The 19,346-nt window shown below is 61.7% G+C and carries 18 protein-coding genes and 1 tRNA gene; 10 read left to right on the plus strand and 9 right to left on the minus strand.

The genetic code is table 11. The features are described 5' to 3' along the window. Positions 1–126: 126 nt before the first annotated feature. Positions 127–201: transfer RNA gene (locus B5F28_RS11100), tRNA-Gly, on the minus strand. Between the two features lie 222 nt (positions 202–423). On the opposite strand from B5F28_RS11100, the gene B5F28_RS11105 reads away from it, so the two are divergent. The 3 genes from B5F28_RS11105 (at position 424) to trxA (ending at position 2,205) form a co-directional block, all read left to right on the plus strand. Next, entirely contained in the window at positions 424–987 is a 564-nt protein-coding gene (locus B5F28_RS11105; protein ID WP_087295959.1) for a manganese efflux pump MntP, read from the plus strand. Between the two features lie 96 nt (positions 988–1,083). Further along, the gene (locus tag B5F28_RS11110) at positions 1,084–1,752 is read left to right on the plus strand and encodes a Crp/Fnr family transcriptional regulator (protein WP_087295960.1); all 669 of its coding nucleotides are present in this window, start codon (positions 1,084–1,086) and stop codon (positions 1,750–1,752) included. A gap of 141 nt (positions 1,753–1,893) precedes the next feature. Continuing rightward, entirely contained in the window at positions 1,894–2,205 is a 312-nt protein-coding gene (trxA, locus tag B5F28_RS11115) for a thioredoxin (RefSeq protein ID WP_087295961.1), read from the plus strand. Positions 2,206–2,316: 111 nt separating this feature from the next. Here the strand turns inward: trxA and B5F28_RS11120 are convergent, their stop codons facing one another. From B5F28_RS11120 to B5F28_RS11145, 6 genes are all read right to left on the minus strand, one after another. Further along, entirely contained in the window at positions 2,317–3,516 is a 1,200-nt protein-coding gene (locus B5F28_RS11120) for an AI-2E family transporter (RefSeq protein WP_087295962.1), read from the minus strand. Between the two features lie 110 nt (positions 3,517–3,626). After that, positions 3,627–4,358, minus strand: coding sequence for a glycoside hydrolase family 25 protein (locus tag B5F28_RS11125; protein ID WP_247643473.1), 732 nt, complete (start codon positions 4,356–4,358; stop codon positions 3,627–3,629). Between the two features lie 54 nt (positions 4,359–4,412). Further along, positions 4,413–5,141: an elongation factor P 5-aminopentanone reductase gene (gene ymfI, locus B5F28_RS11130; protein WP_087295964.1), complete on the minus strand. Its 729-nt coding sequence runs from the start codon at positions 5,139–5,141 to the stop codon at positions 4,413–4,415. After that, positions 5,138–5,608: a nucleoside deaminase gene (locus B5F28_RS11135; protein ID WP_087295965.1), complete on the minus strand. Its 471-nt coding sequence runs from the start codon at positions 5,606–5,608 to the stop codon at positions 5,138–5,140. Before B5F28_RS11135 ends, ymfI begins: the two co-directional genes overlap by 4 nt. 22 nt (positions 5,609–5,630) lie before the next feature. Continuing rightward, positions 5,631–6,491, minus strand: coding sequence for a CPBP family intramembrane glutamic endopeptidase (locus tag B5F28_RS11140; RefSeq protein ID WP_087295966.1), 861 nt, complete (start codon positions 6,489–6,491; stop codon positions 5,631–5,633). 6 nt (positions 6,492–6,497) lie between these two features. Further along, complete coding sequence (locus tag B5F28_RS11145; protein WP_087295967.1) at positions 6,498–7,142, minus strand: HdeD family acid-resistance protein; 645 nt, start codon at positions 7,140–7,142, stop codon at positions 6,498–6,500. Between the two features lie 215 nt (positions 7,143–7,357). Here B5F28_RS11145 and B5F28_RS11150 point away from each other — a divergent pair, with 215 nt between their 5' ends. The 5 genes from B5F28_RS11150 (at position 7,358) to B5F28_RS11170 (ending at position 13,674) form a co-directional block, all read left to right on the plus strand. Beyond that, complete coding sequence (locus B5F28_RS11150) at positions 7,358–8,827, plus strand: aminotransferase class I/II-fold pyridoxal phosphate-dependent enzyme (RefSeq protein ID WP_087295968.1); 1,470 nt, start codon at positions 7,358–7,360, stop codon at positions 8,825–8,827. Positions 8,828–8,831: 4 nt separating this feature from the next. Further along, complete coding sequence (locus tag B5F28_RS11155) at positions 8,832–10,613, plus strand: DUF6020 family protein (RefSeq protein ID WP_087295969.1); 1,782 nt, start codon at positions 8,832–8,834, stop codon at positions 10,611–10,613. An 87-nt stretch (positions 10,614–10,700) separates the two neighbouring features. Next, the gene (gene scfA, locus B5F28_RS11160; RefSeq protein WP_087182329.1) at positions 10,701–10,853 is read left to right on the plus strand and encodes a six-cysteine ranthipeptide SCIFF; all 153 of its coding nucleotides are present in this window, start codon (positions 10,701–10,703) and stop codon (positions 10,851–10,853) included. Positions 10,854–11,004: 151 nt separating this feature from the next. Next, entirely contained in the window at positions 11,005–12,384 is a 1,380-nt protein-coding gene (scfB, locus tag B5F28_RS11165) for a thioether cross-link-forming SCIFF peptide maturase (protein WP_087295970.1), read from the plus strand. 258 nt (positions 12,385–12,642) lie between these two features. Continuing rightward, on the plus strand, positions 12,643–13,674 hold the full coding sequence (locus B5F28_RS11170) for a D-alanyl-D-alanine carboxypeptidase family protein (protein ID WP_087296009.1): 1,032 nt from the start codon (positions 12,643–12,645) through the stop codon (positions 13,672–13,674). Positions 13,675–13,710: 36 nt separating this feature from the next. Here the strand turns inward: B5F28_RS11170 and B5F28_RS11175 are convergent, their stop codons facing one another. Then, positions 13,711–14,505 (minus strand): ZIP family metal transporter, encoded by a 795-nt coding sequence (locus B5F28_RS11175; protein WP_087295971.1) that lies wholly within the window; start codon positions 14,503–14,505, stop codon positions 13,711–13,713. A 175-nt stretch (positions 14,506–14,680) separates the two neighbouring features. Next, positions 14,681–15,778: a glycerol dehydrogenase gene (locus B5F28_RS11180; protein WP_058965560.1), complete on the minus strand. Its 1,098-nt coding sequence runs from the start codon at positions 15,776–15,778 to the stop codon at positions 14,681–14,683. A 478-nt stretch (positions 15,779–16,256) separates the two neighbouring features. Between B5F28_RS11180 and B5F28_RS11185 the strand changes: the two genes are divergently transcribed. After that, entirely contained in the window at positions 16,257–18,131 is a 1,875-nt protein-coding gene (locus tag B5F28_RS11185; protein WP_087295972.1) for a DUF4914 family protein, read from the plus strand. Between the two features lie 85 nt (positions 18,132–18,216). Continuing rightward, positions 18,217–19,326 carry an adenosylcobinamide amidohydrolase gene (locus B5F28_RS11190; protein ID WP_158097585.1) on the plus strand — a complete coding sequence of 370 codons (1,110 nt, stop codon included), beginning with the start codon at positions 18,217–18,219 and terminating at the stop codon, positions 19,324–19,326. Positions 19,327–19,346: the final 20 nt, after the last annotated feature.

A 19,346-nucleotide genomic window follows, 5' to 3' on the forward strand; every position in this document is an offset into this window, starting at 1 on the left:
GGACTTGAACCCCCACGGTATCGCTACCACTAGAACCTGAATCTAGCGCGTCTGCCAATTCCGCCACATCCGCATATGCTGTTGTTGCAGCCAGCAAGCCGGAGCTCTTGCCCCTTGCCTGCTTTGTGGAGCAGGTGATGGGAGTCGAACCCACGTCCTCAGCTTGGAAGGCTGATGTACTAGCCGTTGTACGACACCTGCGCATCAGCTCTCTTGTGTCGGCTGCGAAATGTATTATAGCACGGTGTTTTGCAAAACGCAAGCCCTTTTTCAAAATATTTTTTAAAAATTTTTTCTGTTTTTTCTCCGGGGCCCGGTGAGGGGCATAAGATATATGTTATAATTAATATTACTGTGCTTTTTGCAGGATACAAATCCCCGGCCGATGGTCGGGCAAATTATCTGCGAGGGAGTTTTTCTTTTATGAGTCTGATCGAGCTGTTTATTCTGGCAGTCGGCCTTTCCATGGATGCGTTCGCCGTTTCCATCTGCAAGGGCCTGAGTCTTCCCTGCCTGAAGCCCCGTCATGCCGCCATCACCGGCCTGTACTTTGGCGGCTTCCAGGCGCTGATGCCTCTGATTGGCTACCTGCTGGGCACCCAGTTCCAGCAATTCATCACCAATATTGACCACTGGATCGCCTTTGGTCTGCTGGTGTTCATCGGCGTGAATATGATCCGGGAATCCCGCTCGAAGCCGGAGGAGCTGAACTGCCAGTTCAGTCCGGCGGCCATGCTCCCTCTGGCGGTGGCCACCAGCATCGACGCGCTGGCGGTGGGCGTGACCTTCGCGTTCCTGTCGGTGGACATTGTGCCCGCTGTCAGCTTTATCGGCGTGACCACCTTCTGCCTGTCCGCCGTGGGCGTGGCCATCGGTCACCGGTTCGGCGCCCGCTACAAATCCCGTGCCGAGCTGGCCGGCGGCATCGTTCTGGTGCTGATGGGCTGCAAGATCCTGCTGGAGCATCTGGGCCTGCTGGCATTTTGAGCCGCGGCGTTGCATCCTTCCTCTTTTTGTGGCATAATCGTTTTGTAATCCTTCTTGTCGTTTCGACAAAATCTGTAACCCCAGGGAGGCCCGCCGATGGAATTTTACGAATATCTTCCCTTTTGGCCCAAGCTCACCCGTGAGCAGCAGCAGTACCTGACCCAGAACGTGACACTGCATCACGTGAGCAAGGGCGAGGTGGTGCGCAACGGCTCCGAGGACTGCGTGGGCCCGCTGATCGTGGTACACGGCCAGCTGCGGGGATACTCCTTCTCCGAGGAGGGGCGCGAGGTCACCCTGTACCGGCTGTTTGAACGGGATGTGTGCATTCTCTCGGCCTACTGCATGCTGAACAGCCTGCAGTTCGACATCTCGGTGCAGGCGGAAAAGGATTGCATCCTCTACCGCATCCCCGCACCGGTCTACAAAAAGCTGATGCAGGAATCCGCCCCGGTGGCCAACTACACCACCGAGCTGATCGCCAGCCGCTTTTCCGATGTGATGTGGCTGCTGGACCAGATTCTCTACAAGCATCTGGACAGCCGCCTGGCCGCCTTTCTGGTGGGCGAAGCCCAGCTGAACGACACCACCAAGCTTCGCCTGACCCATGAGGAGATCGCCCATCATCTGGGCAGCGCCCGGGAGGTGGTGACCCGGATGCTCAAATATTTCCAGACCGAAAAGATGGTGCTCATCGCCCGGGGCTGCATCACCCTGCTGGACATGGACAAGCTGCGTGAGGTGGCGAAGGACAGTTTGCGCTGAGGCCTCAAACCTTCACCGGTGTGGTATACTTAAGGTGATTACATCACGGATAACCGGCCCCGCCACTGATATACTAAAGTCAATGGATGAATTGCTCTGCACTCACCTGCGGAGCCCTGAAATAAAAAGGAGTGTTATGAAATGAGCGTTGTAACTGTAAATAAAGCAAACTTCGAGCAGGAGGTCCTGCAGAGCAATGTCCCCGTGCTGGTGGATTTCTGGGCGACCTGGTGCGGCCCCTGCCGTATGATGGCCCCCATCGTGGATGAAGTGGCCGAGGAGAAGGCCGGTCAGGTGAAGGTCTGCAAGATCGACATCGACGAGAACCCCGAGCTGGCCATGCAGTTCGGCGTGATGAGCATCCCCACCCTGGTGGTGTTCAAGAACGGCGCCGTTGCCAACAAGAGCGTGGGCCTGAAGCCCAAGGCTGCTGTGGAAGAGCTGCTGAAATAAGCCGATTGTCGAAAGCCGCTGGTGAAAAACAACGGCTTTCTTTTTTTGTCTTCACCAAAAAGCGCCTGCCCGGTTCAAATCGCCGGGCAGGCGCTTTTACTGTTTGCGGATTTACTTTTTCTTCGCAGTCTTCGGCGGCTGGGCCGGGGCCTTTTTTGCGGGAGCCGCCGGGGCCAGCATATACTTTGCCTTTTCCACGCCGCGGCTGCGCAGGCGCTCCCGGGTGGCGGTGCGCAGAAGGCTGTAAAGCACCGAGCACAGCGGGATCATCACCAGCATGCCAACCACGCCGAACATGCTGCCGCCCAGCGTAACGCCGGTGAGCACCCACACCGAAGGCAGGCCCACCGAGCTGCCCACCACACGGGGGTAGATCAGGTTACCCTCGATCTGCTGGATCACCAGGAACAGGATCACGAACACCACAGCCTGCGTGGGGTTCTGGATCAGAATCAGGAATGCGCCCACGAAGCAGCCGATAAAGGCACCGAATACCGGAATCAGCGCGGTGACCGCCACCAGCACACTGACCAGCAGCACATAAGGCATGCGGAACAGCAGCATACCCACCGCGAACAGCGCGCCCAGGATGCATGCCTCCAGGCACTGACCGGACAGGAAATTCGAGAAGGTCTTGTTGGCTAGGCGAAGCACCTCCAGCACCTTTTCCGCATGCTCCGGCCGCATCCAGGCAAACAGGAGCATCCGGCCCTGGCGGCCCAGCGTCTCCTTCTGGAAGAGCAGGTAGATGGCGAAAATGAAGGCAATGAAGAAGTTCACAAAGCCCGAGATGATGCCGGTGGCGGCGGTAACCGTGTTGCCCACCAGAGCAAGGCCGCCGTTCTTCAGCCAGTCCATCACCTGCTGGGTCACGTTGCGCAGATTCAGGTTCCCGGCATCGCTCAGCCAGTCCGCTAACTCAGGGTAGCGGATCATCAGCTCGTTAGCCCACTCCTGCGCCTGTGCCCAGAAGGCGGGCATCCGGGCAGCAATGGTCTGCACGGTGTTCTGCAGCTGCGGCAGCACCAGCAGCGACACCACCATGACCACGCCGATCACTCCGGCCAGCGTGATCACCAGCGAGATGCCCCGGTGGGCCCTTTGCAGCTTCTGGGGCAGATGGGTCTCGATGGCGCGCATGGGCACATTCAGAATAAAGGCCATGGCTGCGCCAATCAAAAAGGGCATGAGCAGCCCGGCCACCGTGCCCAGAAAACCGCCTACACGGTCCATATTCTGCAAGCCCCAGTAAAGCAGGATGCAGAAGGTGGCAATGCCCAGTACATTGCGTAAAAAGGTTTTGTTTTCCATATGGTTCTCCTAAACAGCGGATCATTTTTTGTTCCATATCCGGGGCAGCCTGCTTGTGGGCTGCTCCGGCATCGCCTTAACGATAGCATGTTTTGCCCGGTGATGCAACCTTATTCCTCGGCCAGGATCAGCGCGATCCGGTCCAGCTTATCCTGCGCGGCACGCCAGAGCTGGTAGTAATCGTCCTCCGGCTGAGTGGGGTCCACTTTCGGCAGATAGCCGTTCTTACCCGCCGCCCGGATCAGCGGCAGATAATCCTTATAGCTGTAGTTCAGGTCCACGTTGCCGCTCACGCCGCTCACCTGGCCCACCGAGGAGTACTGCCAGACCCCATAGTTTCCGCCACACCCCACATAGCCCCGGTAGTCAGCCACCCACAGGGGATAGGCCGCCAGCTGCTGGGTGTTGACATAGCGGCGCAGGAATTCGGTGTAGCTGTAATACCCCGGGAACCAGCCCTTCTGGTCCAGTATATCCATGGAAAACTGGATCAGCCAGGTCACCGCGTCCCGTCCCAGGCTGGCCAGCGAAGCATCCTCCACGTCCACGTAGACGGGATATTCCAGCCGGTGGCCCTCCAGAGCCTTCAAAAACACATCCAGCTCCCGGATGACCTCACTCTCGGTTTTGGCATAGGTGTAGAAATAGGCCCCCACCCGCAGCCCGGCGGCATGCGCTCCCTGCACGTTGCGGGTGAAATAGGGGTCCACATAGGGCCCGCTCTGGTTGCTGGAGCCCACCCGGACGATGGCGAACTCCTTGCCCGCCGCAGCCACGGCGGACCAGTCCACCACGCCCTGATAACGGGATACGTCGATCCCTTCCTGAAATACGGTCATCATGCTCCCCTCCTTGCCCGCATTGTATGCGGCGGAAAGGGAAAGCGTTCCGGCAGCTTACACCACCAGACCGCCGTTCACGCCCAGCACCTGCCCGGTGATGTAGTCCGCGTCGTCGCTGGCCAGAAACAGGATGGCCTTTGCCACCTGCTCCGGGCTGCCCAGACTGCCCAGCGGGGTCTCCTCCGCCAGAGCAGCCTTGTCCTCGGCGGAAAAGGCCGCCATCATGTCGGTCTCGATCACGCCGGGGGCCACGCAGTTCACCGTGATGCCGCTGGGGCCTTCTTCTTTGGCCAGCGCCCGCGTCAGGCCGATCAGCCCCGCCTTGGCGGCGGAATAGGCCACTTCACAGCTGCCGCCCACCTGGCCCCACATGGAGCTCACGGTCACAATGCGTCCCCACTTCTGATGCAGCATGTGGGGCAGCGCGCACTGGCAGCAATGGAAGGCCCCACTCAGATGCACATCCAGCATCCGCTGCCAGGCGGCGGGGGTCACATCGGTGAAGAGCTCCTGCCGGGCAATGCCCGCATTGCAGACCAGCACATCCACCCCGCCGAAGGCTTCCTCCACCTGCCGGAACATGGCCTCCACCTGAGCCCGGTCGGCCACATCCGCCTGCACCGGCAGCATCCGGTCCGGCCACTGGGCCGCCAGGGCCTCAGCCTCAGCCTTGCTGGCGTTATAGTTGACGGCCACCCGGTATCCGGCATTGGCGAAGGCCCGGGCCACCGCCGCACCGATGCCCCGGCTCGCCCCGGTGACCAGCACTGTTTTCTCTCTCATTTTCCCTTTTTCTCCTCCCGTTTGCGCCGCAGCATGGCAAAAAACTCCTGAAGCAGGGCGGCGGCCTCCTGCTCCTGCAGACCGCTCTCGATCACCGGATGGTGATTGAACGGATAGGCGAACAGGTCCACCAGCGAGCCGCAGCAGCCCGCCTTGGTATCCTTTGCGCCGTAGACCACCCGTTTGATGCGGCTGTTGATGATGGCGCCGCTGCACATGGGGCAGGGCTCCAGCGTAACAAACAGCTCGCACTGCCACAGCCGCCAGCCGCCCAGCTTTTTGCAGGCCGCGTCGATGGCCAGCAGCTCGGCGTGGTGCAGAGCGTTCTTCTCGGTCTCTCGGGTGTTATGGGCCAGGGCGATGGGCTCGCCGTCCTTGGCCACCACCGCTCCCACCGGCACCTCGCCCAGAGCGGCGGCTTTTTTGGCTTCCTCCAGGGCCAGGCCCATCAGTTCTTCGTCGGTCATTGGGTTTCTCCTTTGTGAAAGATCATGTAAATGTGGCGTGCAGCATCTGCACCGCCAGCAGCACCGCTGCCAGGACATAGCCGGGGCAGCGAGCAAGGGCTCCCGCTCCTGTGCCGTGCAGGCGGGGCGGAAGCTTGGGCCTTGCCGCCCAAACCGCCAGCACGGCGGCGGGCAGGCCGAACAGCAGCAGCGGCTGCACCCAGGCAGGGCCCGCGCCGGTCTGGCCCAGCAAAGCCAAAGTATTGTTATAAAGATGAAAGACCATGCCTGGCCAGAGGCTGCCGCTGGTTTCGGCGCAAAGGCCCAGCGCCAGCCCGGAAAGCAGCGCCGAAAAACAGACCGGTGCCTCGCCGTGCAGCAGCGCGAACAGCACTGCCTGGCCCCATATCGCCGCCCGGCCGCCCCAGGGGCGCAGGTAGCCCTGCATCAGCCCTCGGAAGAGCAGCTCCTCGCCCACCGCCGGGACAAGCGCCAGCCGCAGCCACAGCAGCCCGGCCGGGGCGTCTGCCAGCTGTGCACCGGCGGCTTCTCCCAGCACGGCACGCAGGCCGGTGCTGGCAAGATTGCCCGCCATGGTGAGCGCCCAGAACGCGAGAAACAACGCCGGGAACAGCCCTCGCCGGGGCCGTTTGAGAAGCACCGGGTCCCCGGGCGGACTTGCCAGCGCCACCAGCAGCGGAGCCGCCAGGGCCAGCAGATTTTTGCCCAGCGCCACCAGCTCGCCCACCATTGGGGACAGACTGTCCACCGACGGGCCCAGCAGCCCGCTCAGGGCGGAGTCTGCCGCCAGATAGACCAGCGCGGCCAGACCGCACAGGGCGGCGGCCCGCTGCAATTCCGGCGGCAATGGCTCTGTTGTTTGTTTGGAAAGCGTCCGTTTCATGCCGCTTTAACGCTTGTCATCCAGATCGCGCCAGTCCGCCTCCACGATGTCCGCGTCATCAAAGGCGGGGTCACCCAGCATCTCCTGCATCTGATCGGCCATATCCCGGGCGGTCTTTTCCAGCCCCTTCAGCTGGATCGCGGCCCAGATGTACCCGACCAGATTCAATGCGCCCTCCACCATCAGGATCACGCCGATAGCCATAACCAGCAGCTCCACAGTGCCAAACGGATTCCACAGCATCACCGCGCCCAGCACCACGCTGACCAGCGCCAGAATCAGCAGGCTCCACCAGCGGTCGTAGCCCGCGGCCCGCAGCTCAAAGGCGCTCTGCACCCGCATTACGCCGTCCATGATGACGAACAGACCCACCAGAATGGGCAGGATAGACACCACGGTCTGGGGCCGAATCAGCAAAAAGATGCCCAGAGCCACCGCAGCCGCGCCGAACAGCCAGCCGAAGTAGCTGAAGAAGCCCCGCACTTCTGCCTTCAAAAAGCTGTAGATGCTGCCCATGCCCTTCATCAGGATCACCAGGCCGAACAGCCCGCACACCACCCGAAGGGATGCCTCGGGCCAAAGCAGCAGTGCCAGGCCCACCAGAATAAAAGCCACCGACGAGATGGGAAAGGTCTTGCGGAAATTTTTCATGGCAAATTCCTCATTTCATTCGGACGCATCCTGTGCAAGGCGCGTCACTGGTTGATACTTATTTTGATTATTATACCATAAAACTGACCGGTTTCCTGTTGCCGCGCACACTTCACTTCTTTTTTTGCGCCGCCGGGGCAAGTGTGCTATGATAAAGTGGAAAAAACGCGGGGTCTTCCCACCGGAAACGCCCCGCTTCAAAGGAGTATTTCCGCATGCCCGATCGATTCCCCTCTCTTCTGGAAGCGCTGGCCCGCCACAGCACCGGTGGCCCCGCTCCCATGCACATGCCCGGCCACAAGCGAAACGCCGCACTGGCCCCCTATCTGTCCGCTCTGGGCGCAGCCTGGGATATCACCGAGATCCACGGTTTCGACGACCTTCACGAGGCCGAGGGTATTTTGAAGGATTCCATGGACCGTGCCGCCCGGCTGTGGGGCGCACAGCGCAGCTTTTATCTGGTAAACGGCAGCACCTGCGGCATTCTGGCCGGTATCCGGGCGGCGGCCGGCCGGGGCGGCAAGGTGATCCTGAGCCGCGGTTGCCACAAATCCGTCTATCACGCGCTGGAGCTTTGCGGCGCGGTGCCGGTCTGGCTGGCCCCGCCGGTGGACGAAAGCTTCGGGGTGCTGGCCTCCATCACCCCGGATCAGGTGCGGGCCGCACTGGCCGCCCACCCGGACGCAAAGCTGCTGGTGCTCACCAGTCCCACCTATGAGGGCGTAATCAGCGATCTTGCCGCCATCTGCGCCGCCGCCCACGCCGCCGGGGTCCCGGTGCTGGTGGACGAGGCCCACGGCGCTCATCTGGGCCTTGCCCCCGGCTGGCCCGCCGGGGCAGTTGCCGCCGGGGCGGACGTGGTGGTTCAGAGCCTGCACAAGACCCTGCCCAGCCTGACTCAGACCGGCATCCTGCACCAGCAGGGCGATTTGATTTCGGCTCAGGCGCTGGCCCGCCAGCTGGGCATCTTCGAGACCAGCAGCCCCTCCTATCTGCTGATGGCCAGCATGGACGGCTGCGTGGACCTTCTGGAACGCCGGGGCGGCGAGCTGTTTGCCCGCTGGCAGGCGGCGCTGGCCGCCTTTGACCGGGCGATTGCCGGGCTTGCCCGGCTGCGGGTGCTCTGCCACGGGACGGACACGCCCGAACAGCACCCTGGCATTTTCGCCCACGATCCCGGCAAACTGGTGATCTCCACCCGGGGCACTGCCCTCACCGGCCCCGGACTGATGGCCCGGCTGCGGGAGGAGTTTTCCATTGAACTGGAGATGGCCAGCGGCGACTGGGCCATTGCCATGACCGGCCTGGGCGACACCGAGGAGAATCTGCTGCGGCTGGCCCGGGCGCTTATGGCCATTGACAAAAGCCTTGCCGCCTGCCCGATGCCGCCTGCCGCCGAGCCGCTGCCATTGCCGCCCACCGCCCTGCCGGTGGCCCAGGCGCTGGAGCTGCCCTGTGAGGAGGTGCCGCTTGCCGCCTGTGAGGGTCGGGTAAGCGCCGAATATGTGTGGGCTTATCCCCCGGGCATTCCCCTCATCGTGCCCGGTGAGCGGGTGGACCGGGTCTTTCTGGACTGCTGTGCCCGGCTGAACCGCCAGGGTGTGCGGCTGCACAGCACCGGCGGCACCATGCCCCGGGCCCTGCGGGTGCTGCACCCTTCTTCTAATCCAACCAAAGGAGATTGATCTCATGTTATCCAGCTTTTCTCATGCGGAGGCCTTTGTGAGCCGCCACCGGCGTATCGTTCCCGCCGCCGGTGTGGTGAGCGGGCTGTTCTGTGCCCTGTTCCTGCTCTGGGCCTGCCAGGTGTGGTCCCCGCCCTTCTTCTGTTTGTTCTGGGGCGTCTGCTTTGTCTGCGTGGTGCGCGGCCTGTGCGCCAGACCTTCTCGCCGGGAGGGGCTTGCCTGCGGCGTGCTGGGCGCAGTGTTCTGCTTTTTCACCTTAGGGCAGAACGTGGTGGCGGGTACCATGCAGTTTAACCTTGCCTTTCTGGCATTCTGGGTGCTGCTCAGCGCCCTTCTGTTTCCCATTCTGCTGGGGCTGTGCCGCTTTCTGGCCCATCTGCCGGCTGTGGATGCACCCACCACACCTGCCGGGCCGCTGTGGCGGCAGCTGGCGCTGTACACCGGAATTATCCTGGTGCTTTGGCTGCCGGTCTTTCTGTGCTGGGGCCCGGTACGACTGGATGTGGACTCCGTCCAGCTGCTGGAGCAGGCCTTTCACGGCGGGCTGAACGACGCTCACCCCATCTTTTATACCCTGCTGCTGCGGCTGATCCTCTGGCCCTTTTACAAGCTGGGCCTGATCGAGCTGGGTGCTTACCTGTTCGGCTTTTTGCAGATGACCGCCGTGGCCGCCATGCTGGCCTACAGCCTGGTCTGGATGCGGCGGCGTGGCGCGGGGCTGCTCGCTGTGGGGCTGGGCTTTGCCCTCTTCGGCGGCTGCACCATGTACGCCTTCCAGAGCCTGGTGATCTGGAAGGACCCGCTGTTCAACGGGGTGCTGCTGCTCTACTGCCTGTTTCTGTTCGACACCGCCCGCTGCAGGGGGGAAAACCTGCAGCAGCGGGGCGGAGTGATTCACTTTGTTGTCCTCACCCTGCTTCTTTGCTTTCTGCGGGGCAACGGCTGGCCCATCGCGGCGGTGGTCTGCCTTGCACTGTGCGCTCTGCGTCCGGCCCGCCGCCGTATCCTCACCGTGCTGCTGCCGGTGCTGATCGGCGTAAAGCTGATCACCGGCCCGGTCTACGGCGCGCTGGGCCTGCAGAGCACCCTCACCGCCGAGGCCTGGGCCGTACCGCTGCAGCAGGTGGCCTATGTGGCCGCCTCTGAGCCGGAGGCCTTCAGCCCCCAGCAGGCCGAGACCATCGCCCGGGTGATCCCGGTGGAGGCCATGGCCCAGAGCTACAGCTCCATCACGGTGGACCCGGTGAAGACCAGCTCGGAATTCAACGCCGAGCATTTTGCCACCCTGCAGGGCAAGCTGGACCTGCTCTCGGTGTGGGCACAGCTGCTGCCCGGCCACTGGCAGGGCTATCTGAAGGCCTGGCTGGCCGAGGTGGCGGGCTACGTGAGCCCCCGGTTTGACGGCGGCAGCTATTCCTTCCCCTACGAGGGCAGCAACGGAGCCTTCGGCATCACCAGCAAGGACATCGTGCTGGGGCTCACCGGCTGGGCTGGCCTGCGGGACGAGCTGGAGGCCCGTGCGGTGTTCATTCCGCCCGCGCTCATGGCTTACGGTCTTCTTTTGTGCGGTGTGGTACAGCTGCTGCGCCGCCGCGCCCGGCTGCTGCTGGCCTATCTGCCGCTGTATCTGGTGTGGTTCGGTCTGGTGGTGGGCGCGCCCAATTACATGCAGATCCGCTATCTGCTGGCCTTCGCCTACTTCATTCCCTGCGCCCTGTTCACCCTGCTGGCTCCCGCCGGGGCTGCCAAAGTAGGTATTGACGAAAAGGCCGCTTCCATTGTATAATAAACGCAAGTTTCTATAGGTTTCTTAAGCACCGGGCATTTCCGCCCGGTTCCCGGAAATTTATGGTATAGAAAGGGGGACGTATCGATGAACCGGATTCAGACTCTCGAGACCCGCGACCTGGCCAAGAGCGTACAGACCGGCGGCTGCGGCGAATGCCAGACTTCCTGCCAGTCTGCCTGCAAAACCTCCTGCGGTGTTGCTAACCAGATGTGCGAGCATAAGAACGACGAGAAGTAATTCTTGCCTTGCAGCATACCGCCTGCCGCATTGTGCGCAGGCGGTATTTTTTGCGTTTTCATCCAGCCGGGGCCTGCCCCCGCCGGATTTTTGAATAGATCCTTTGTTTTTCGTTTTAGATAGATTCATTACAGAAAGGAACCTTCGTTTCATGATCCATCAGTATAAACTCAACGGATACAACATCGTGCTGGACGTATTCAGCGGCTCGGTCCATGTGGTGGACGAGGTGGCCTACGATGTGATCGGCCTGTACGAGACCACCCCCGCCGACGAGATCGTGGCCAAAATGCTGGAGAAATACGCCGGCCGCGAGGATGTGACCGAGGCCGACCTGCGCCAGTGTCTCGAGGACATCGCCGAACTGGAAAAGGCCGGCAAGCTCTTCGCCAAGGACATCTACGGCGACATGGCCTTCGATTTCAAAAAGCGCGTGACCGAAGTGAAGGCCATGTGCCTGCATGTGGCTCACACCTGCAACCTGAACTGCGAATACTGCTTCGCCAGCCAGGGCAACTACCACGGCGAGCGTGCCCTGATGAGCTTTGAGGTGGGCAAACAGGCCCTGGACTTCCTGGTGGCCAACAGCGGCAAGCGCCGCAACCTGGAGGTGGACTTCTTCGGCGGCGAGCCTCTGATGAACTGGGATGTGGTCAAGCAGCTGGTCGCCTACGGCCGCAGCCTGGAGGAGCCCAACAACAAGAAGTTCCGCTTCACCCTGACCACCAACGGCGTTCTGGTGGACGACGAGGTCATCGAGTTCGCCAACAAGGAAATGAACAACGTGGTCATGAGCATCGACGGCCGTAAAGAGGTCCACGACCGGCTGCGCAAGAACTACGCCGGTCAGGGCAGCTACGACACCATCGTTCCCAAGTTCCAGAAGTTCGCCAAGGCCCGCGGCAATAAGGAATACTACGTGCGCGGCACCTTCACCCACAACAATGTGGACTTTACCAACGACATCTTCCATCTGGCCGATCTGGGCTTTGACCAGCTGAGCATGGAGCCGGTGGTCTGCGCCCCCGGCGACCCCTACGCCCTCACCGAGGAGGATCTGCCCAAGATCATGGAGCAGTACGAGATCCTGGCCAAGGAGATGCTGCGCCGCGAGAGCGAGGGCAAGGGCTTTACCTTCTACCACTACATGATCGACCTGAACCACGGCCCCTGCATCTACAAGCGCATCTCCGGCTGCGGCAGCGGCACCGAGTACCTGGCCGTGACCCCCTGGGGCGAGCTGTTCCCCTGCCATCAGTTCGTGGGCGACCCGAAGTACAGCATGGGCAACGTGTGGGACGGCGTGACCAACACCGCCCTGCGGGATGAGTTCAAGCTGTGCAACGCCTACGCCCGCCCCGGCTGCAAGGACTGCTGGGCCAAGCTGTACTGCTCCGGCGGCTGCGCTGCCAACGCCTACCACGCCACCGGCAGCATCACCGGCGTTTACGAGTACGGCTGCGAGCTGTTCCGCAAGCGGATGGAATGCGCCATCATGATGAAGGTGGCCGAGGCCGGCATGAAAAAGTAATTTTTCCACAGCCTTTCCACGAAGTTTTCCACAATGCGGCACACGGCCGGTGAAAAACTGACCTCACAAGTTCAAAATCCCCCGGTGGCTTGCGCGAAACGCGGCCACCGGGGGATTTTTTGCCGTAAGAAAACTGTATGAAATCTGAAAGCCGGCCGCAAAACACTCGCGGCCGTTTTTTGTTATAACAGAAGTATCCCAATACAACGCCCAGTGGCGTCCCCTTTGCCGCCGGGCCAAGAAAGGCCGATGCTTGTTATGACCACTCAGCGCACCCTGCGCCCCCGTTACCCGGTATGCCAGCCCGTGGCAGCTCGCCGCATTCCTTCCGTCCCGCGCCGCCGGGCAAAGCGCCGCCGCCGAAGCCGCCACGGCCCGCTGACCCTGTGGGTGCTGGCTCTGCTGCTCTTTGCGGCACTGGCCTGGTTCAAAACCGTTTCTTTTGGCGCGTCTGATTTTTCGCCGCAGGATTCTGTTTCCGCCTCTTCCCTGCCCGCCCTGAGCAATCTTTCCAGCCCGCGGGCCGCGCTGCTGGACCGGACCAGCGGTGAACTGATCGCCGGGCAAAACACCGACACGGAAGCCCCGCCCGCCTCGCTCACCAAAATGATGACGGTTCTGCTGGCCATCGAAAGTCTGCCGGACCTGGACCAGACCGTGACCGTCCCCGCCGAAATCTTCAATGACCTGTGGACGGAAAACGCCTCGCTGGCCGGGTTTGCTCCCGGTGAAAGCGTGCCGCTGCGGGATCTGCTCTACGGGGCGATGCTGCCCTCCGGCGCGGAGTGCTGCCTGACACTGGCCCGGCAGGTCAGCGGCAGCGAGGATGCCTTTGTGGAACAGATGAACCAACGGGCAGAGGAGCTGGGGCTGGAGCACACCCATTTTACCAACTGCACCGGTCTGGAGGACCCTGACCATTACGCTTCGGCGGCAGACCTGGCCCATCTGCTGGACACCGCACTGAAAAACGAGACCTTCCGCCAGGTATTCACCTCCCGCAGCCATACCACCTCGGCCACCGGTGAGCATCCCCAGGGCTTCACTATGTACAGCTCCATGTTTGCCCGCCTGGACGCCATACCCGGCCAGGGCGGGGAGCTTCTGGGCGGCAAGACCGGCTACACCAGCCAGGCAGGGCTGTGCCTGGCCAGCCTGATGGAGGTAGAAGGCCGGGAGTACATTCTGGTCACCACCGGCGCACCCGGGGACCATTCCACCGAGCCCTACCACCTGCTGGACGCGCTGGAGGTCTGCAGGCAGCTGCGGGACGGCGCCCTCAGTGCATGAAAAAACGGAGCGATGAAACCATCGCTCCGTTTTTGTTTATCCCAGCGCCACGTCCAGGATCATCATCACCAGAAAACCGGCCATTACGCCCAAAGTACCCACGTTGGAGTGTTCGCCCAGATGCGCCTGGGGGATCAGCTCCTCCACTACCACATAGATCATGGCGCCTGCCGCAAAGGCCAGCAGCCAGGGCATGAAGGGCCCGATGAAGCCGGACAGCAGCACCACCAGAATGCCAAAGATGGGCTCCACCACGCCGGAGGCACTGCCGTACAAAAACGCCTTGCCCCGGCTCATGCCCTCCTGATGCAGGGGCAGCGAGATGGCCGCGCCCTCGGGGAAATTCTGGATACCGATGCCGATGGCCAGCGCCATGGCCCCGGTAAGTACAGCCTCGGCTCCGCTCTGCTGGGCCGCCAGCGCAAAGGACAGGCCCACCGCCATGCCCTCGGGAATGTTATGCAGCGTCACTGCCAGCACCAGCAGCGTGGTGCGCCGCCAGTTGGCGTGCAGGCCCTCCGGCTGGTCCGAGCCCGCATGTAGGTGGGGCAACAGCCCGTCCATCAGCATCAGAAAGGCCACGCCAAGCACAAAGCCGCCCGCCGCCGGAATCCAGCCGATCTGGCCCGCCGCCTCGGCCTGCTCGATGGCCGGGATCAGCAAGCTCCACACCGAGGCCGCGATCATCACACCGGCCGCAAAGCCCAGAAAGATCCGCTGCATCCCCTCGCTGGCCTTTTTGCGCAGCAGGAACACCATGGCCGATCCCAGACTGGTCATGCCGAAGGTCACGCCTGTGCCCACAGCTGCCCAAAGCAATGCTTTCGTCATTGTTTCCTCCGTTCCACGGGCCGCAATGCCCGTTGTATGCTTCCTTTTGGATGGAGTATATAAGAATCATTCTTATTTGTCAAGTGACTTTGTTGCACAGCTGTTTTGCGATTTCTGCTATAGCGAAGAAAAGCGGCCTCCCCAAAACGGGGAAGCCGCCATAATATTCAAAAACTCAGCAGTCGGTGTAGTACTTGCCCAGCTCGTCCGCTGCCAGAATGGCTGCGTACACACTGTCGGCATCCACCGGGAAGGGCATGTTGTGCAGGGTGTCGGCGTCGGCGCAGGCCAGCTTGGCAACCTCCATCAGCTGCTCCTGGGTGGGATTCTCCACGCCCAGGTCTGCCAGAGTAGTGGGCAGGCCCACCTCGGTGCAGAACTCCAGCACCTCTTCCAGCTCCTCCAGAGGAGCGTTCTCCAGCACCAGCTGGACCAGAGTACCGAAGGCCACCTTCTCGCCGTGGTACAGGCTGTGGGTCTCGGGGATGGCGGTCAGGCCGTTGTGGATGGCGTGCGCGCCCGCCAGGCCGCCGCTCTCAAAGCCCACGCCGGACAGATAGGTATTGGCCTCGATCACGTTCTCCACCGCCTTGGTGCAGACATGACGCTCCACTGCCAGCTTGGCCTTCAGGCCGTCGGCCAGCAGGGTCTCGTAGCACAGGCGGGCCAGGCTCATGGCAGCCAGAGTCACCTTGCCGCCCACGCAGTTGGACGCGCCGGAGGCCTGGCAGGCCCGGGCCTCAAAGTAGGTGGCCAGTGCGTCGCCCATGCCGGATACCAGCAGGCGGGCGGGAGCAGCGGCTACAATGTCAGTGTCCACCAGAACCACGGTGGGGTTGGCAGGCAGGAACAGGTAGCGATCAAACACACCCTCATCGGTGTAGATCACAGAAAGGGCGCTGCAGGGTGCGTCGGTGGAGGCGATGGTGGGCACGATGACCACCGGAGCGCCTGCATAGTAAGCGGCTGCCTTGGCGGTATCGTGGATCTTGCCGCCGCCGATGCCGACCACCACGCTGCAGCCGGAGGCCTTAAAGGCCTCGACCACTCGGTCGATCTCCTTCTGGCTGCACTCGCCGTTGAAGATCTCGTACACCACCTTCGCGCCGGTGCCTTCCACGCTCTGGGCGATCTTGCCCTCCACGCGCTTTTTGCCGGAAGCACTTACCAGCACGAACAGATCCTTGCCGTATTTCTCGCAGTGCTCATACAGATGAGCCAGTTCCCCGCGCCCCTGCACATAGCGGGAGGGGCTGCCGATCACGTTTGCCATAGTCACTCTCTCCTTTTTTGGATGCGCGGATCACTCCCGCGCAAAACATTCTGCGGTCATTATACCACTGTTTTTCGAACAAATTCTACTGGCAATCGTTAAAAAAAGAACAGGCAAATTTTATGAAATCTGCCCGCAGCGCATCCGGCACATGCCGCATTTCCGGGCCCTCAAATGCTTTTTTAAAGTATGGCTTTTCTCGTTTCTTCTTTTGTTTATTAATCGCTTCCCGGATTAAACCGGTATTTTTTTACGAAATTAAAGCTTTATTCATAAAATATCAAATATTTTCATAGTATAATAGGGGCATGCAGCGAAAAAAGTGGCCGGCAACGGCTTTTCCAGGCTATTTTAGCAAAGTGTACCCGCGCCATCCGCTTTTGCCTTTGGTTGACAAGTTATCTTTTTATTTGTTACCCTATTATTATAGGTTTTTTAACGAACCGGAATGAAACAAGAGAGGGGTTCGAGATTCGTCATGAACGTATTACTGGAAGAATTCGTGCTTCCGCGCGATTTGGAAATGATTTTGAACAACAGCCCCAGCATCATCATCCCCAAAACGGAGGAGATGCTGTATGATCTGATCTTTGGCAACGGCAGCACCAAGCAGATCGATGTTTCCTACGATGTAAACGGCACTCTTGTGAAGGAGGCCGACGTGGTGCGCTGCAAAAACGGTGCCGTGGTCAACTATGTGGAGGACTACATGCGCCGCCGCGACCCGGACTGCATGCGCATCGGTGACGACAAGCCCACCGACAAGCCCCGCTTCAAGGATGTGTACGGCTACGACTTCAACACCCTGAAGGTGGATACTTACAAGTGGCTGGCCCGTCAGGAGCTGATTCTGGTTCCCTTCATGGCCGGCGGCTACGAATACGGCTACCAGGCTCTGCTGGTCTGCCCCCGCAACGCGGCCTTCTTTGCGTTTGCGCTCTCCCAGCTGCAGGCTTTTGTCTGCGCCAAGGACATCCACAACTTCAAGCCCCGTGCCATCGTGTATGTGGCTCCTCCCTTCCGCCACACTCACTTTGACGGCAGGCAGGTGTGCGTGCACAACCGGCTGGACGACCGCCACGAGGTTTTCGCCTACAACCTGTACCCCGGCCCCTCTGCCAAGAAGGGCATCTACAGCGTTCTGCTGGACATCGGCGAGCAGGAGGGCTGGGTCACCGCCCACGCCTCCGCTGCCCGGATCGTGACCCCCTACGAGAACGAGATGGTCATGATGCACGAGGGCGCTTCCGGCGGCGGCAAGAGTGAGCTGCTGCAGGATGTACACCGTGTACCGGACGGCCGCGTGCTGCTGGGCACCAACCTGGAAAGCGGCGAAAAAGATTACCTGCACATGAGCGATACCTGTACCATCTACCCGGTCACCGACGACATGGCGATCTGCCATCCCTCCTTCCAGACCGGCAGCGGCAAGCTGGCCCTGTACGACGGCGAGGATGGCTGGTTCCTGCGTGTGGACGGCATCACCGAATACGGCTCGGACCCCATGTACGAGCGCATCACCATCCACAGCAAAAAGCCTCTGGTGTTCTTCAACATCGAGGGCGTGCCCGGTTCCACCTGCCTGGTGTGGGAGCACACCATGGACTCCACCGGCAAGCCCTGCCCCAACCCCCGCGTGATCGTTCCCCGCAAAATGGTGGACAACATCGTGGATAAGCCGGTGGAGGTGGATGTGCGCAGCTTCGGCGTGCGCATGCCGCCCTCCAGCGCCGCCCGCCCGGACTACGGCATCATGGGCCTGATGCACATCATCCCGCCCGCCCTGGCCTGGCTGTGGCGTCTGGTGGCCCCCCGCGGCTTCAAGAACCCCAGCATCAGCGGCAACTCGCCTCTGGCCAGCGAAGGCGTGGGCTCCTACTGGCCCTTCGCCACCGGCCTGCGGGTACGCCAGGCAAACCTGCTGCTGGAGCAGATTCTGGCCTGCCCCAACACCAAGTACGTACTGATTCCCAACCAGCACATCGGCGTATACCGCATCGGCTTCGCGGCCGAGTGGATCAGCCGTGAGTATCTGGCCCGCCGCGGCGGCGTGAACATGAAGATGGACCGCCTGTCCCCCGCTCCCTGCGCCCTGCTGGGCTACTGCATGAAGGAGATGAAGGTGGACGGCCAGGACATCCGTTCCGCGTTCCTGCATCCCGAAACCCAGGATCAGATGGGTATGGAGGGCTACGAGAAGGGCGCCCAGATTCTGTACGACTTCTTTGCCAAGGAGCTGGAGGCCTTCGATGTGGAGGAACTGCACCCGGTGGGCAAGCAGATCCTGGAGTGCTTCAAAAAGCGCGGCACCATCGAGGACTACTGCGCCATCACTCCCTTGGGCCTGAAATAATTTCTGCCAAACAAGGCCTCCCGGCCGCTGACCGGGGGGCCTTTTGCATCCCATGCGGGCCCGTCCCGCCTTCCGGAGGAAATTTATGAAACGCTGCTTTTCTCTCTTGAACGGGGATCGGCTCGACTGCACCGAGCAGGCCGCAATCCTCACCTTTTCCGGTCCCCGGGCGGTGCTTTCCACCGCTGCAAACGGCGGCGGCCTGCGCCGGGACCTGAGCGCCGTGTTCAATTACAGCGACTGCGGCCCTGCCGGAGTCTGCCGCCCCATGGAGGGTGATACCCTGCTGGAGCACCAGCGGGCCGTGGCCCGGCGCCTGGGTCTGGACCCGGAGCACACCACCGGGCTGGACACCGCCGTGAATCTGGACAATATGGTCCTGGTCACCCGTCAGTGGCAGGAGCTTTGGGTCACAGCTGCGGTCTCCGCCGGGGCGGATGTGAACGCTCTGTGCGCCGGTGACCCGGCCACCCTCACCGAGCAGGCCGGCAAGCCCTGCGCCGTTCCGGCAGGCACCATCAACATCTTTCTCATCACCGGCCAGGCCCTTTCCCCCGGTGCCATGGTGGAGCTGGTGCTCACCGCCACCGAGGCCAAGACCGCCGTGCTGCGGGACCTGATGCAGGGCAGCAGCGCCTCGCCCCGACTGGCCACCGGCACTGGCACCGATGGGCTGGTGATCGTCTGCGATGATTCCGGCACTTCACCCTTCCTTTTGAACGCAGGCAAGCATTTCAAGTTCGGCGAACTGGCGGCCCAGGCCGTGAGCCAGGCGGTGGCGGAAGCTCTGCTGCGCCAGACCGGCCTGTGCCCGGAGTTTCAGCGCAGTATGCTGCGGCGGCTGCAGCGTTTCGGCATCAATGCCCAAAGCCTGCAGGCCCACTGCTCCGGCAGCCTTCCCGGCGGCAGCGCCGCTTTTGACCGGGCGCTGGCCAAGCTGGACCGGGATTCCTTCGCCGTGAGCGCTGTGGCACTGTATCTGCATCTGATCGACCAGCTGCATGCCGGTCTGCTCACACCTGCCCAGGCCGATGACTGGGCGGAGCATCTGCTTGGCGAGCTGGCCGCGCACTTTCAGTTCAAAGCGACTGCTCCGGACACCGCTCAGTCGCTGGAGCAGCGGCTGGAGGGCTTTCTGGCCGGGCTTCTTCTGGCGCATCTGCGGGAGCAGGAACAGCTTTACCCTACTGCTTGAACGCAGCTCATTCCTCGATT

It is taken from the genome of Gemmiger sp. An194 (genome assembly GCF_002160145.1).
Lineage (GTDB): Bacteria > Bacillota > Clostridia > Oscillospirales > Ruminococcaceae > Allofournierella.

Excerpts from the sequence above, each read along its gene's own strand:
- B5F28_RS11105 (WP_087295959.1), top strand. The coding sequence starts at position 424 with ATGAGTCTGATCGAGCTGTTTATTCTGGCAGTCGGCCTTTCCATGGAT.
- B5F28_RS11110 (WP_087295960.1), top strand. The coding sequence starts at position 1,084 with ATGGAATTTTACGAATATCTTCCCTTTTGGCCCAAGCTCACCCGTGAG.
- trxA (WP_087295961.1), top strand. The coding sequence starts at position 1,894 with ATGAGCGTTGTAACTGTAAATAAAGCAAACTTCGAGCAGGAGGTCCTG.
- B5F28_RS11120 (WP_087295962.1), bottom strand. The coding sequence starts at position 3,516 with ATGGAAAACAAAACCTTTTTACGCAATGTACTGGGCATTGCCACCTTC.
- B5F28_RS11125 (WP_247643473.1), bottom strand. The coding sequence starts at position 4,358 with ATGATGACCGTATTTCAGGAAGGGATCGACGTATCCCGTTATCAGGGC.
- ymfI (WP_087295964.1), bottom strand. The coding sequence starts at position 5,141 with ATGAGAGAGAAAACAGTGCTGGTCACCGGGGCGAGCCGGGGCATCGGT.
- B5F28_RS11135 (WP_087295965.1), bottom strand. The coding sequence starts at position 5,608 with ATGACCGACGAAGAACTGATGGGCCTGGCCCTGGAGGAAGCCAAAAAA.
- B5F28_RS11140 (WP_087295966.1), bottom strand. The coding sequence starts at position 6,491 with ATGAAACGGACGCTTTCCAAACAAACAACAGAGCCATTGCCGCCGGAA.
- B5F28_RS11145 (WP_087295967.1), bottom strand. The coding sequence starts at position 7,142 with ATGAAAAATTTCCGCAAGACCTTTCCCATCTCGTCGGTGGCTTTTATT.
- B5F28_RS11150 (WP_087295968.1), top strand. The coding sequence starts at position 7,358 with ATGCCCGATCGATTCCCCTCTCTTCTGGAAGCGCTGGCCCGCCACAGC.
- B5F28_RS11155 (WP_087295969.1), top strand. The coding sequence starts at position 8,832 with ATGTTATCCAGCTTTTCTCATGCGGAGGCCTTTGTGAGCCGCCACCGG.
- scfA (WP_087182329.1), top strand. The coding sequence starts at position 10,701 with ATGAACCGGATTCAGACTCTCGAGACCCGCGACCTGGCCAAGAGCGTA.
- scfB (WP_087295970.1), top strand. The coding sequence starts at position 11,005 with ATGATCCATCAGTATAAACTCAACGGATACAACATCGTGCTGGACGTA.
- B5F28_RS11170 (WP_087296009.1), top strand. The coding sequence starts at position 12,643 with ATGACCACTCAGCGCACCCTGCGCCCCCGTTACCCGGTATGCCAGCCC.
- B5F28_RS11175 (WP_087295971.1), bottom strand. The coding sequence starts at position 14,505 with ATGACGAAAGCATTGCTTTGGGCAGCTGTGGGCACAGGCGTGACCTTC.
- B5F28_RS11180 (WP_058965560.1), bottom strand. The coding sequence starts at position 15,778 with ATGGCAAACGTGATCGGCAGCCCCTCCCGCTATGTGCAGGGGCGCGGG.
- B5F28_RS11185 (WP_087295972.1), top strand. The coding sequence starts at position 16,257 with ATGAACGTATTACTGGAAGAATTCGTGCTTCCGCGCGATTTGGAAATG.
- B5F28_RS11190 (WP_158097585.1), top strand. The coding sequence starts at position 18,217 with ATGAAACGCTGCTTTTCTCTCTTGAACGGGGATCGGCTCGACTGCACC.